At 51.5% G+C, this 13,541-nt stretch carries 12 protein-coding genes; 5 read left to right on the forward strand and 7 right to left on the reverse strand.

Annotation, left to right across the window (positions count from 1 at the left end; genetic code table 11):
- Positions 1 to 1,379 (reverse strand): HEAT repeat domain-containing protein (locus tag ACFSB2_RS14435; RefSeq protein WP_377943778.1); only part of this gene is annotated, 1,379 nt, incomplete at its 3' end.
- A gap of 199 nt (positions 1,380 to 1,578) precedes the next feature.
- On the opposite strand from ACFSB2_RS14435, the gene ACFSB2_RS14440 reads away from it, so the two are divergent.
- Positions 1,579 to 2,391: an Fpg/Nei family DNA glycosylase gene (locus ACFSB2_RS14440; protein WP_377943779.1), complete on the forward strand. Its 813-nt coding sequence runs from the start codon at positions 1,579 to 1,581 to the stop codon at positions 2,389 to 2,391.
- Positions 2,392 to 2,532: 141 nt separating this feature from the next.
- Positions 2,533 to 3,765, forward strand: coding sequence for an MFS transporter (locus ACFSB2_RS14445; RefSeq protein ID WP_377943780.1), 1,233 nt, complete (start codon positions 2,533 to 2,535; stop codon positions 3,763 to 3,765).
- 221 nt (positions 3,766 to 3,986) lie between these two features.
- Here the strand turns inward: ACFSB2_RS14445 and ACFSB2_RS14450 are convergent, their stop codons facing one another.
- The gene (locus tag ACFSB2_RS14450) at positions 3,987 to 5,279 is read right to left on the reverse strand and encodes a homocysteine synthase (protein WP_377943781.1); all 1,293 of its coding nucleotides are present in this window, start codon (positions 5,277 to 5,279) and stop codon (positions 3,987 to 3,989) included.
- Between the two features lie 217 nt (positions 5,280 to 5,496).
- Entirely contained in the window at positions 5,497 to 6,345 is an 849-nt protein-coding gene (locus ACFSB2_RS14455) for a DUF72 domain-containing protein (RefSeq protein WP_377943782.1), read from the reverse strand.
- 223 nt (positions 6,346 to 6,568) lie between these two features.
- On the opposite strand from ACFSB2_RS14455, the gene ACFSB2_RS14460 reads away from it, so the two are divergent.
- Positions 6,569 to 8,269 carry an ATP-binding protein gene (locus tag ACFSB2_RS14460; RefSeq protein ID WP_377943783.1) on the forward strand — a complete coding sequence of 567 codons (1,701 nt, stop codon included), beginning with the start codon at positions 6,569 to 6,571 and terminating at the stop codon, positions 8,267 to 8,269.
- 149 nt (positions 8,270 to 8,418) lie between these two features.
- On the forward strand, positions 8,419 to 8,796 hold the full coding sequence (locus ACFSB2_RS14465; RefSeq protein WP_377943784.1) for a VOC family protein: 378 nt from the start codon (positions 8,419 to 8,421) through the stop codon (positions 8,794 to 8,796).
- A gap of 296 nt (positions 8,797 to 9,092) precedes the next feature.
- On the opposite strand, the gene ACFSB2_RS14470 is transcribed toward ACFSB2_RS14465, so the two are convergent.
- Both ACFSB2_RS14470 and ACFSB2_RS14475 read right to left on the reverse strand, forming a co-directional pair.
- Positions 9,093 to 10,325, reverse strand: a complete 1,233-nt coding sequence (locus tag ACFSB2_RS14470; RefSeq protein WP_377943842.1) for a diguanylate cyclase domain-containing protein — start codon at positions 10,323 to 10,325, stop codon at positions 9,093 to 9,095.
- A gap of 123 nt (positions 10,326 to 10,448) precedes the next feature.
- A complete protein-coding gene (locus ACFSB2_RS14475; protein WP_377943785.1) occupies positions 10,449 to 11,525 on the reverse strand; it encodes an undecaprenyldiphospho-muramoylpentapeptide beta-N-acetylglucosaminyltransferase in 1,077 nt (358 codons plus the stop codon).
- A gap of 195 nt (positions 11,526 to 11,720) precedes the next feature.
- Here ACFSB2_RS14475 and ACFSB2_RS14480 point away from each other — a divergent pair, with 195 nt between their 5' ends.
- The gene (locus ACFSB2_RS14480) at positions 11,721 to 12,485 is read left to right on the forward strand and encodes a class I SAM-dependent methyltransferase (RefSeq protein WP_377943786.1); all 765 of its coding nucleotides are present in this window, start codon (positions 11,721 to 11,723) and stop codon (positions 12,483 to 12,485) included.
- 65 nt (positions 12,486 to 12,550) lie between these two features.
- On the opposite strand, the gene ACFSB2_RS14485 is transcribed toward ACFSB2_RS14480, so the two are convergent.
- Both ACFSB2_RS14485 and ACFSB2_RS14490 read right to left on the reverse strand, forming a co-directional pair.
- Positions 12,551 to 12,922, reverse strand: coding sequence for a hypothetical protein (locus tag ACFSB2_RS14485; protein WP_377943787.1), 372 nt, complete (start codon positions 12,920 to 12,922; stop codon positions 12,551 to 12,553).
- Complete coding sequence (locus ACFSB2_RS14490) at positions 12,919 to 13,479, reverse strand: RNA polymerase sigma factor (RefSeq protein ID WP_377943788.1); 561 nt, start codon at positions 13,477 to 13,479, stop codon at positions 12,919 to 12,921. Before ACFSB2_RS14490 ends, ACFSB2_RS14485 begins: the two co-directional genes overlap by 4 nt.
- Positions 13,480 to 13,541: the final 62 nt, after the last annotated feature.

Raw genomic sequence — 13,541 nt, forward strand, 5'->3', positions numbered from 1 at the left:
GAGCACCAGCGGCTGTTAAACAGCACTTTGATGAGCATGTCTTTGGCCGGTTCCGTGCCAATATAGCGCAACGCCTCTGCGGCATGGGCGCGAACGTAGCGATTCTCGTCTTCTAGCGCGCGTTCCAAATAAGGCAATGCGGCTGCACCGTCTTTGCCGATACGCGTGAGCGCCAACCCTGCCATGAAGCGAACTTGCACGTCCGCATCCTCCAGGCATCGATTCAACCCTTGCACAACCGCATCCACCGGTGTGCCAATCATGCCGAGCGACTCGACGATTTCACGCCGCACGTGCTCGGAAGCGTGGTTGAGCAACCCCACCAATTTGGGTACGGCGCTTTGAGCCAGTTCACGCAATTCACCCAAAGCGAACACCGCATGGCAGACCGTCTCTTCACGACCGCTGTCCAATGCCTGCGTCAAACCAGCCACCGCATCTGCGCCGGATACGGACAAGCCATATGCGGCCAAGCGCGAAACGCGGACATCCTCATGCGCCAACGCCGCGAGCAAGGCCTCTGTCGCTTTTGGACCGCGGCAAGCAAGCTCGTAAGCGGCATTTAAGCCAGTCGGCTCAAATTCGTCCGCCAATTCAGTCGCAAGTTCCGAGATCCTTTGTGCGTCCGCCGGCAACGTGTTGGCTAAGCTCCCTAATTTACCAGACAGCCAGTTCCAAGTTTCTTCCCACATGCGTTCATGTTTTGCTATTGGTGTATTTGTTTGCGCAGGTGTGATCCACTTCGGTTCTTGTTGGTTCCAGCTTGGCGCAGTCGGCGCAACCGTTCTCATAAATTCGAATTTCAACATATAACGAGGGTTGCCCAGTGTATTTGCTGTGGAACGATGCCAAATATCGTAATGAATGAGTGCAAATGTCCCTGCTTCACCGCTTGCCAACGCTTCTTCCGCTGATCCATCTGATGTGAACGTCCGTGTCTCGTAGTTTTGCGTGCCCGGCATGACGCTTGTCGGCCCCAATTCCACAGGCGTATCCTGCGGGAAATACATAATCATGGCCCACCACGGGTGGTGATTGCGCATTCTCTTATAGCCCCAATAGCTGTCCTTATGCCAACCACCAGGTGTCGGCACCGCATTGAAATGTCCATGGCGATGCGCGTGCAGCATGTAGTTCGGGCCCAGCACGCTGGTCAGTGCGCCCGTGATGACAGGGTGATCGAAAATCTTTTGCACTTCGCGAATCCGCGGCAGCAGGTTGTTCCCTGGATTGCCCTCGGTTTCGTAGACTTGATTCAACTGCTCCATCAGGCTCGCGTGGAATTCCTTTGAAAAATCTGTTTGTAAAATCAGAAAGCCCTCGGTGATAAATTTCCTCATCTGCTCATCTGTCAAAAGCAATGGTGTGTTTTGATCCATTCTGCATGGATACCTCCTCACCTGAATTACTTTGATTATAAAAATGGAGCGATTGAATCAACATAGACAATGTTAAGTGATGTTTGTAGAAAACTAACCATCGTCCTGGCCCGCTTTTGTCATATGCAGAAAATGACCGGAAAATGATTGGAAACCTATCATTCGTTTTGTGTACAGAATACAAAAGGAGCGCTCTCTCATGCCTGAACTCCCTGAAATGGAGACCTACCGAACCCGATTGTTGCAGACCGTCGTTCACAAGCCCATCGAGCACGTCGAAATTCTGCGCGAAAAAACCATCAATGTCTCTCCCGCCGATTTCATCCGGCGCGTCAGGGGCAGACAAATCACCGACGTGACGCGTCGGGGAAAACATCTCGTATTCTGGCTGGACTCGGGCGACGCGCTCTTGTTGCACTTGATGCTTGGCGGCTGGCTGTATTTCGGCAATTCACGAGATACGCCCTCACACCGCAGTCAAGTCATTCTCTCTCTTCCCCACGACGAGCAGTTGTTCTTTCTGGGATTACGGCTTGGTTTCCTACATCTTCTGACAGGCGATGAACTGGCAGCCAAGTTGGCGGATCTTGGACCAGAGCCACTTGATGCCGCATTTACAGAAACTGCGTTCACAACGGCGCTCAAGACCAAACGCGGGCCAATTAAATTTGCGCTCGTCAATCAACACTGCATGGCGGGCATCGGCAACTGCTACGCGGACGAAATCTGCTTTACAGCTGGCGTGCTTCCTCTGAAGCCTGTGATAGGCCTTCAGCCGAATGAACGGGCACGCCTGTATCAAGCGATGCACACAGCGCTCACGCGCGCCATTTCTTATGGCGGCTATATGGAGTTCCCGTTCAGCAAAACGGATGAATCCACAGGCGGCTACAACGAGCACTGCCTGGTGTATGATCGCGGCGGCGAACCGTGCTTGACCTGTGGTCAGCCCATCACCCAGACAGCGCACGCGAAACGCAAAGTGTTCTACTGCAGCCATTGCCAGCAGTAGCGCGTGTATATCTCAGACAGCATTAGCCCTGAAACCGCTTTTATCAGCAGATTTCACTCCACAAAATTCACTTCCTTTTTGCTGTTCGGTACAAGTATGATGGTGATCAGACAGCATTGATCAATGCGGGGTGAAGGAAGTTTGTTGCGACGAATCCAAGGAAATGCTCGAACCTGTGTACTTGCTGAACCACTGTTCGTCGTGCCAGCCAGCATGTATGCCACCTATACTTCTGTGTACATGTTGCAATTGCATGTGACGGACACCGAGATTGGACTCATCACCACCATCGGTATGTTGTTGCAAATCTTTTCTGCATTTATCAGCGGCCACCTGACAGACAGACTTGGGCGACGCAAAGCGCTCTGGGTGTTTGATTTGGTCAGTTGGTCGATGGGCACATTGTTGTGGGCGTTGTCGCAAAACTTCTGGTGGTTCGTACTGGCGGCTTTTTTTAACAGTTTTCAGAGGATACCGTCCACAGCCTGGTACTGCTTGCTCGTGGAGGACACTGAGCCCGAAAAACGCACGTACGTATTTACAGGACTGCAGATTGTCAATGTGGTCGGCGGACTGTTTGCGCCAATTGGCGGTATTTTGGTCGATCACTTCACGCTCGTCCCCGCTGTGCGCATCATGTACGCGCTGGCCTGCTTCAGCATGACGCTGATGAATTATGTCAGGCATCTGGGACTGCATGAAACGGACATCGGCGTGCGCAAAATGACAGACCATGGAACCTCGAACATCCGCGCAGAGCTGATAAGCTATTTGGAGACACTCAAGCATATTTTAAAAAATCGGATATTGTTGTTGTTCTTTGGCGTGTATGTGCTGTGGAACATCCAATCGACCATACAGGGCACGTTCGTGTCTGTCTACCAAGTGGACTATCTGCGCATCCCAGCCGCAATGATTTCTTTATTTCCGGCCATTTCTTCTGTCACGATGGTGGTTCTGCTGGTGACGGTTGTACCGCGGTTTCGTGAGGAACATGCGGAGCGCTTGATGAACTTTGGGTTTTTGCTGATTGTCATGGCGACCCTCCTTCTCATTGTGATGCCAACTGGCAATTTCACACTGGTGGTCATCAGTACCATCCTCACCGCCGTTGGCACCATCATCGCCAATCCCTATGTGGAGTCGGTCGTCGCCAATGCCATTGACGATGAGCATCGCGCGACCATGCTGTCGGTGCTCAATGTGCTGATTCTCGTCTTCACGGCGCCTGCAGGCATCATCAGCGGTTGGACCTACAGCATTGACCCGCGCATTCCCATGTGTCTCGTGATTGGAACATTTCTGCTCGGCATGCTGTTCACCTTGCGCGCAAAGCGCCGGTCCACAGCCAATTACAACGCGATGAACGTGTAAATCGCAAGTATGATGAACGGAAAAGGTAATAGGCCGCCATGCGCGATGCATCCCGCATCAGCAGAACCATGAAAATGCCAGTCAATCGGAGCGCGGATGGCGCAGCACCAGGGTATCGACTTTATTTCCAGGATAGCGAAAAATTAAAAATTGCCGTTACGAGTGCAAATGTTCGCACATCTGTAACGGCAATTGACGCTTGCGTCATACGGTTTGCAGGATCAGACCTGGCTTGCTTCAAGCGCCCGCGTCAAATCCTCTAGGATATCTTCAATGGATTCAGTACCGATGGACAGCCGAATCATACCTGGCGTGACACCAGCCGCCAGTTGTTCTGTCTCGGTCAACTGTTGATGTGTCGTGCTTGCTGGATGAATGATCAGCGACTTGGAATCCCCGACGTTGGCCAGATGGGAGAACAACTTCACCGCGCCGATGACTTTTTTGCCTGCCTCGACACCGCCTTTTACATCGAACGTCAGGATGGCGCCTTGTCCCTTTGGCAAGTATTTTTGCGCCAAGCCATGGGATGGATGACTTTCCAAGCCAGCGTAGCTTACGGATTCAACCGCGTCGTGCTGCTCCAAGAAACGTGCGACTTTGAGCGCATTTTCGCTATGCCGCTGCATGCGCAGATGCAACGTCTCCAGCCCTTGCAGCAGGAGGAACGAGTTAAATGGCGAAATGGCAGCGCCCATATCGCGCAACAACTGCACCCTGGCTTTGATGATGTAAGCGATTGGGCCAACCGCATCCGTGTAAACTACATCGTGGTAACTGGGATCTGGGCTTGTCAGGCCAGGGAATTTATCATTTGCCGTCCAGTCAAACTTGCCGCTGTCGACGATGACACCACCAATGGACGTGCCATGACCGCCGATGAATTTTGTCGCAGAATGGACGACTACATCTGCGCCAAACGAAATAGGTTGCAGCAAATAAGGACTAGGGAACGTGTTGTCCACAATCAATGGAACGCCATGTTCGTGCGCAATAGCCGCGACTGCTTCAATGTCGAGAATATCACCCTTCGGATTCCCGATGGTCTCCGCGTAGAGCGCTTTGGTCTTCTCTGTAATGGCGTCGCGGAAATGCTCCGGATTGGATGAATCGACAAACTTTACGGTGATACCCAACTTGGCAAACGTATGTTTAAACAGATTGTACGTGCCGCCATAGAGGCTGGTTGATGACACAATCTCATCCCCAACCGATGCAATATTCAGAATTGAATAAGTTATCGCAGCCTGTCCAGAGGCAGTCGCCAGTGCAGCGGCGCCACCCTCCAGCGCAGCAACCCGCTGCTCAAACACATCCGTTGTCGGATTCATGATGCGCGTATAGATGTTGCCGAACTCTTTCAAAGCAAACAGGTCTGCAGCGTGATCGGAATCGCGAAAGCCGTATGACGTGGTTTGATAAAGAGGAACAGCACGCGAAAATGTCGTGGGATCAATCTCTTGTCCGGCGTGGACAGCTAATGTCTCGGGACGGAAATGGTTCTCTGTGGACAATGGGCTCACCCTCCATAGTTGGGATATACAGCACTTGGATAAATCTTACCTCACTATGCCTATAGATTAAAAGAGAAATATACATATGCCGCTGCAAAACTCGTCTATCCTGAAAATAGTCCGATACCTTGTTGTGCGCCATCCGCGATGCCTTGATGGATTGACATTTTCATAGTTCTACTGGTACGCGACGCATTACACACGGCGTTCCAACGCTTTAAAATAGAGGGATTATGCCCGATTCCCGACCTTCGTAATGGATGCCTAGGATGTCCATCAACTGCTTGGCGTTGGCTGCAGCGTCACCGCCAGAGTTGTTGTTAAATATCACGCAGATGTCTTTTGTCATCTCTTGTAGTTGTTCGATATTGCGCTGCCATTCCACCAATTCTTCTTGATTGTATCGATATAAATACCGAACATCGCGCCAATTGGCATCCCCTGTATTGTTCCAGCCCCCCGCGTTACGTCCGTGCAAGCGAACAAGCGTCAACTGGGGATCTGTCGCATGCAAAATGGTCGGCACAGACCCAATCCCAGCCTGCGGTTCATCACAGATGCTGTGAATCCAGCCCTCATCTTCCATGAACTTGAGCGTCTTTTGCTGTAAACCTGGTTGAAACCAAGTCTGGTTGCGAAATTCGAGCGCCACAGGAGTGCCTTCCATCGCCCTTTTCGTATACCGCAATGTCCGGACGCTTTCCTTCGTGCAATCGAACCATGGCGGATACTGAAAGAGCACGACCTTCAATTTCCCGCTCGCCTTGAGCGGTTCGATCGACGCCTTGAACTTGGCAAACATCTCCCCCGCGCTCTTGTACGGGTTGTTCCCACGCAGATGCCCAGTCATCCCTTGATACGCCTTGACGATAAAGGAGAAGTCCTCTGGTGTCTCGTCGATCCATTTCAAATAGTTGTGCTCAGGCTGGATGGCATAGAACGAACTGTCCAACTCGACAATCGGGAAATGACCACTATATGTCTTCAGTTTGTTTCGATCCGCCTTCGCCAAATGGACATACAAATCATCGTGATCTCCCCAACCCGACAGCCCGATTTGAATCAACACATCATCCCCTTTGCAGCGAAATCAAAGCTGTGCATCGCGCTTGATACACAGCGTGGAGAGCAGAGATTGCCAGTTCATCAGACCCAGCCAATAGCACATCAGCCAAGCTTGAACTCTACAAAAGTGTACAGTCACTATGATCATTTTGTAAAATTAGTGGGAGACACTTGATTCCTTCGCTGTCGCATAGTGCGTCAGCCAAAAACATAGAAGGTAGAGAATGACGATTGCCATGCTAACAGGAACCATGTTTCAATTATCGATTGTGCTCATTCCCATCCTCGGCTATCACCTAGCCGCACCGATAAGTCACTTCCGCAAACCGCGCATCGACACGTTGGTATTCGGATTTTATGGCGGGATCGCCGCCATTTTGGATCAGATGGCCCCCATTCACATATTTGGCTTTGCAGAGAACTTCCAGTGTGTTCCAATTATTTTGTCGATCCTCTACGGCAAACGGCGCAGTGGGCTCATATCGGTGCCGATTCTCGCAGTGTACCAACTGTTTTCCGATCACAACGGCGCGCTTTTCGCCATCATGGCGATTGTCATTTATTCCGCGCTCCCATTCTGGATGTGCAATCGCTATGAGAATTACTGTATTGCGCAGCGGATCAAAACGGTGCTCATGTTGTGCGTGTTCACGCTCGTCATTCAACTTGGCACCGTCACAGGCTTGCTCTTCGCCTTTTACTCGACGCAGCTATCTCATATTGTGCCACCTCTGACGAAGCTCATCGCGGTCGCAGTCCCCTTGCAGTTTCTCATCATGGCACTGTCGATGATTGCCATGGAATCTGTCATTGAGGAACAGCGGATGCACCGAGCGCTCCTGCAATCACAAGTCGCCCTGCAGGCAAGCGAGGAACGGTACCGTTCGCTCGTCGATTACAATCCCATCGGCATTTGCGCCGTCGATATGGAAAATCACATCACACTGGCGAACGAGGCGTTTGCGCAGATATCGGGCTACGAAGTCGCTGAATTGTTGGGACAATCGCGCTTTAAACTTTGGTTCCCCGAGGATTATGAATTGGCCACGGGCGTAATGGACAACATCCGGCATTTGAAAGAAGTCAGCGAGACAGAGTTCACGCTGAAACACAAGAATGGGAATATCATATCAGCGCAATGTACAACTGTGCCCATTGTTGTAGACAATGAGGTGATTGGTTACTACAGTTTGGTCAAGGACATCACAGAACTGCGCGCTGCAGGAGAACTGCTTCGGCAATCGGAAAAACTTTCTGCAGTTGGCCAACTGGCTGCAGGCGTGGCGCACGAAATCCGCAACCCACTCACTTCACTCAACGGATTTCTCACCTTGATTGACCGGGAAACATCGGGGGCGGGTGAATATATTTCCATCATGCAACAAGAGTTGGCGAGAATCGAGTTGATTTCCAATGAACTGTTGGTCCTTGGCAAGCCTCAGGCGGTGCATTTTCAACAGAGTGATCTCAATGCCATCCTGCACAATGTGGCCGCCCTTTTGGAGACACAGGCCAACATGTCCAATGTCGAGATCAAAACTGAGCTTGTCTCCGCGATTTTACCGGTGTGGTGCGAAGAAAACCAACTCAAACAGGTTTTTATCAATGTCGTGCGCAACGCCATCGACGCCATGCCGAGCGGAGGAACGGTCACCATCGCCTCCGTCGCCCTGGTTGGGAAAATTGGCGTCACCATTCAGGACACAGGCGTCGGCATGCCTGAAGACACCATCCGCCGCCTCGGTGAACCATTCTATACGACGAAAGGGACCGGGACAGGACTCGGCTTGATGGTGTCGCATCAGATCATTCAGAAGCACGATGGCGAAATTCACTATGAAAGCAGTCCGGGAAACGGCACCACGGTGCGGGTGCTGCTCAACTGTATGGACGCTGTCAGTGAACCAGCCCTTGCGCCCATTTGAAAGCCTGGGCTCATTTTGCTCCACCTTTTGGCAGAGGACTGGCCACACTCCGATGGCTTATCGCAAACTAAGTGATTTTCGAGAAGACAGGCCAGAGGCCCATTCGCTATATTGAGTTTAGGCATTGGAAGCAAGAGGAGGCGTAGACATTGACGCTAGGTATTCAAAAAGTTGGACAAGTATCCATCAACGTCCGTGATTTACAGCGGGCGATTGCGTTTTACCGCGATGTACTGGAACTGCAATACGTGTGGCAAACAAACGGGATGGCTTTTTTCACCTGTGGAGAAGTGCGGTTGATGCTGGGTACGCCCGAAGATCCGAATTTTGACCATCCGAGTTCTGTCTTGTATTACAGTGTGGATGATATTCAAGCAGCCTTTCATGTCCTGTCCACACGCGGCGTTATGTTTCACGGTCCACCCCACGAAATCGGGAAATTAGGGGATATCGCTGTATGGATGGCTTTCTTTACGGATTCAGAAGGGAATACCGTCGCCATTCAAAGTGAAGTCCCAGCTGTGTAGGGGAAGGTTTACGACGGAAAGGAATCGCGATACATGAATGATTGGATCACATGGGCACTATTTATCATCGGCATCATCACCCTGCCATCCGCCCTATTACGAGGATTTCATTATGGCAGGAACATGAAATCGACAGCACCCGTGCGTGAACAAGGACGTGTACCGGTTCGCTTTTCCATCACCTATCTCATTGACGATCACCTTTGTTCACTCATCTCCCTTTCCTGGCTGGTGATGCCGTTTCTCCCGCATGCCAGCCGCTGGGAAATGAGGCGTGATCGAAATCTATCGATATCTCAAGGCGGATTTCTCCCTTGTTTGGCACAATACATTGCGACATCCGCATGTCTCATCAGCTTCTCAACCGAATCCCCATCCGCAGGAAAAAACGCGACACCGATACTCGCTGTCACATGAAGCGCTTTGCCTTCGATCACGATCGGTTCAGCGATTGCGCGCTTGACGCGATCCATAGTGAGATCACAATCATCTTTGTCCACGATATTCTCCTGAAACACCGTGAACTCATCGCCGCCTAAACGAGCGACAACCCCTGTATCGCCAATGACACGGGTCAACCTTTGAGCGACCTCCATCAGCAGTAGATCTCCCATTTCGTGCCCAAAAGTGTCGTTGACGTATTTAAAGCCATCCAAATCAAGTAACATCAGGCTGTGACGTTGATGTATGTTCCTTTCCAAAACCAGACTGACACGTCGATGAAACAACCGACGATTTGGCAAATCGGTCAAGGTGTCGTGGTAAGCGAGGTACGAGATCTTGTCCTCTGCCTCTTTCCGGTCCGTGATATCGCGGCCCACACCTATTGTTTGTCTGATGGCACCAGTTTGATCTCGAATGAATTGGATTGTGGTCTCATACCACCGATATTCACCATCTTTGTGCCGAAGACGACCTGTAAACCGCCCCGTATCTTGATTTGCAGATAACGACATTCGAAGTTTGAACAGTTCCTCATTGGTGTCTGGGTGATTGAAGGCCACCGCGGGTTTCCCTATGACCTCTGCTGGCGTATACCCAAGCAGTGGCTTTACACTTGGAGATATGTAAGTGAACATGCCATCTGCTGAAAATGAAGAAATAATGTTTTGCGACTTCTCCGAAATGAACGCGAACATTTCCTGAATCTCTAACAATTTTTTATATTGTTCCCGTTGCTCCGTGATATCTTCTAACACAATTAACTTTCCCATCTCTTGTCCATCACTTACAAGTGAGGTACATGTCACTCTGACATAAACCAAATGGCCTCGTTTATGCAGAATTGCCCATTCAGTTCGACCCTCAAAGGTCTCATCAAAGTTACCGAAGTTAGCGCCAGGCCCATCCAACAGTTGTACCAATGATGTCTGGGATAGCTCCTCCATTGTAAAGTCAAACATTTTCAAGGCCGAAGCATTCGCACTTAAAACACGACCGTCCAAATCGACGACATACATCGCATCTAGATGGTGTTCAAAGAAATGCTGAAATGCGCCAGGCAATGTAAGTAAATGATGTCGCACCATAATCACGCACAAATCCACTTTTCTGTTTCAGAAAGGGGATTTCTCTCTCAATCCAGTATAGTTTCGGCAACGAGTGCCGCGTCTATCATAACAGATGTTTTGTACATCTTTCCTGCCGCCTGTTCAAACCCCCGCCGCATTCGCATACTCGGAAATCAATTGCATAACGGCCTCCACCCCATCAGGCACTGCGGCTTTTTTCATTTCATCGATATAAACCGCACGCTGACGATACACCCTATCCACCAACGCGGAGAGATCCGTAGACGGCAGTTTTTCATCTTCCACAACCACCGAGTACCCATGTGAAGCGAATAGCTGTGCATTGAGCAACTGATCCCCACGGCTCTTAGAAGCAGGCAGCGGCACTAAAATGTTCGGTTTCTTCATCACCAACAACTCAAAAATGGTATTCGATCCTGCGCGCGAAATGACGACATCACTCATGGCCAGCAGATGCGGCATCTCGTCTTGCGCATATTCCATCTGGATGTAGCCGGGCATCGCTTGCAGCGACCCATTCGTCTTCTCTTTTCCACACAAGTGGATGATTTGAAACCGAGCGGTCAACTGCGCCAGTTGGCGCCAAATCGCCTGATTGATATTTTGCGCGCCAAGACTGCCGCCCGTCACCAACAAAATGGGGCACTGCGGCGAAAATTGGTATGTTGCGAGCAGTTTTGTCCGACTGCCGGAAAACACTTCTTTCCGGAGCGGCAATCCGGTATATACAGCCTTGGCGGGCGGTAGATGTGCTGCGGTTTCCGGGAATGTGACGGCCACTTTTGCAGCAAAAGGCAAGGCCAGTCTGTTGGCCAAGCCAAGCGTCAAATCCGCCTCATGCAGAATGACCGGTATGCGCAGGAATTTGGCGGCGACGACAACTGGCAAGGCCACAAAGCCGCCTTTTGAGAAGATCACAGCCGGACGGTGCCGCCGAAGCAATTTGTAGGATTGCGCCACGCCTTTTAGCACCCGGAACGGATCCTTTAAATTTTCAACATCCCAATAACGACGCAGCTTCCCAGTAGCGACCGCCTCGTACTGGATGTCGAGATTTTGCGTCAATTGGCGCTCGATGCCTTGGCGCGATCCGATATAAACCACGTTCCAATCCCGTTCGCGCAAAGACGGGACAAGCGCCAAATTCGCCATCACGTGACCTGCCGATCCGCCTCCGGTGAGCACGATGGTTCTCAATGCTGAACACCCCCGATACCACGGACAATTATCTACCCATTATAGTGCAAGCCGGACGTCTGTAGAACATCGCACAAAGGTTGTCCTACATGTGCTCAAGCAGCTGATCAATTGTTGGCTTATTGGTATGATCGCTAGTAATATCGTCAACCTGATGTATCGACTTTATTACAGGATAGAAAGGAATGGCCTACTATGGTGACCACACAGGAGGCGTTTATCCAGTCGAATAAACAAAGCTGGGATGAAGTCGCACCGCGCTTCTTTGGCAGAACCGCGCTGCCGACTTACGGCCCATTTGCGCCCACAGAAGATCAACTGAACTTATTTGGTGATGTGAAAAATTTAAAAGTGCTGGATATTGGCTGCGGCAGCGGGCATTCGCTGGCGTACATGGCGTCCCGCGGCGCTGCTGAACTTTGGGGAATCGATTTATCCGATACACAGATTGCCACCGCCCAAACTGTGCTCCTCCCCTATGCGCCCATCGTCAAACTGTTTCAGGGCCCTATGGAGCAGGACCCCGGCATTCCCCATCAGGCGTTTGACATCGTCTACTCCATCTATGCGCTAGGCTGGACAGTAGATTTGCGGAAGACGCTACAAAACGCGTTCAATTATCTGAAGCCTGGCGGCATCTTTATCTTTAGCTGGGAACATCCTCTGCACAACCGGATTCAATATGAAGAGGGGGCGTATGTGGTCAAAAAATCGTACCACGAGGAAGGTTTGCAACAAAGCGAGGCATGGAATCAACATCACGCTGTCATGAGTCAATTCAAGTTGAGCACGTATCTGAATGAACTCACCCAAACCGGCTTTCAAATTGTCAGGGTCATAGAGGACGCATGCATTCCGGAGACGACTGAACAGGGCAACCCAGCCAGATGGTACGCCCCCGAAAAGGCACAGCTTCTCCCAGCGACTTTCATCATCAAATGCGCCAAGCCGACACAATGACTGCCCAGGGGATTGTGAAAATCTGTGAGATGACAGATACAAAATGACACCCATACGCCGGATAGTTAAACATGTCGCTTCAGTTTAGCTGCCGCGTTTGGGTACACATATCTACCGCTCCAACCATCGAAGTAGCCGCCCTGGCTGAAGTTGCCCGTGTACTGCGCAATGTGTTTTGGCAGACAGAAATTCATCGATTTCGCCATTCGCTCCGGCTGTATCCACTCGGCCAGCTGGAGCATTGGCCACCACCACTCCACCACCAATGGCTCGCGCTCGTTCTGATTCGGCGCGGCGCCAACTGCTGGCGCAGATGATTCCTCATATATGCGCTGCCATAGCGCGGCATGCACTTCTTGCACTTCCACCGCACGCATCCGCTGCGCTTTTGCCCAAGCGTCTAGTTGCGCTGCAAATCCATTTTCGCGATCCGTCATTGACCTTCGCCTCCTGATGCTGCTTCGCCCAGCTGCAGCTTCGATCTCAGTTGCCTGCGCGCCACGGTCAGCCGATAACGAACTGTCCCTGCCGGTATGCCGAGCGCTTCTTGGATGTCACGGCTGGTCATGCCCCCGACTGTCTGCATCATCAGCGGAAGACGCAAATCATCAGGCAGTTCCATCACTGCCTGATGGACGTCACGCCACATTTCTTCGTTGACGATCCGCTCCTCAGCAGCCGGTGCAGCCGGTGCCGAGATGTCGGACTGCAGACGAGAGAAAGCAGCGGTCTGAACGGACCGCCGCCGAAAATAATCAATGACCACATGTTTGGCGACGGTAAACAGCCAATACCGCCGCGCGGCATCAGACTGCCCAAGCCAACCATCCGGCGTCCGCCACGCGCGGAGAAACACGTCCTGCATGAGATCCCGCGCGGTTTCCCGTTGCCCCGTACGGGCCAACAGATAAGCGAACACCGACTCGTGCAGCGCCTCAAACAAGTTGTCAAACGCCGCTTTGCGCGCGGCATCTGGCTGCTCATGCTGCATCATGTTGGACGCTCCCTTCGCAGTGTATGCGCCGCCGGTCATCTGCGAACGCCTTTGCTACCAGT

Origin of the sequence: Alicyclobacillus fodiniaquatilis (genome assembly GCF_042678105.1) — a bacterium.
Lineage (GTDB): Bacteria > Bacillota > Bacilli > Alicyclobacillales > Alicyclobacillaceae > Alicyclobacillus > Alicyclobacillus fodiniaquatilis.

Excerpts from the sequence above, each read along its gene's own strand:
- ACFSB2_RS14440 (WP_377943779.1), top strand. The coding sequence starts at position 1,579 with ATGCCTGAACTCCCTGAAATGGAGACCTACCGAACCCGATTGTTGCAG.
- ACFSB2_RS14490 (WP_377943788.1), bottom strand. The coding sequence starts at position 13,479 with ATGATGCAGCATGAGCAGCCAGATGCCGCGCGCAAAGCGGCGTTTGAC.
- ACFSB2_RS14485 (WP_377943787.1), bottom strand. The coding sequence starts at position 12,922 with ATGACGGATCGCGAAAATGGATTTGCAGCGCAACTAGACGCTTGGGCA.
- ACFSB2_RS14460 (WP_377943783.1), top strand. The coding sequence starts at position 6,569 with ATGACGATTGCCATGCTAACAGGAACCATGTTTCAATTATCGATTGTG.
- ACFSB2_RS14470 (WP_377943842.1), bottom strand. The coding sequence starts at position 10,325 with ATGGTGCGACATCATTTACTTACATTGCCTGGCGCATTTCAGCATTTC.
- ACFSB2_RS14480 (WP_377943786.1), top strand. The coding sequence starts at position 11,721 with ATGGTGACCACACAGGAGGCGTTTATCCAGTCGAATAAACAAAGCTGG.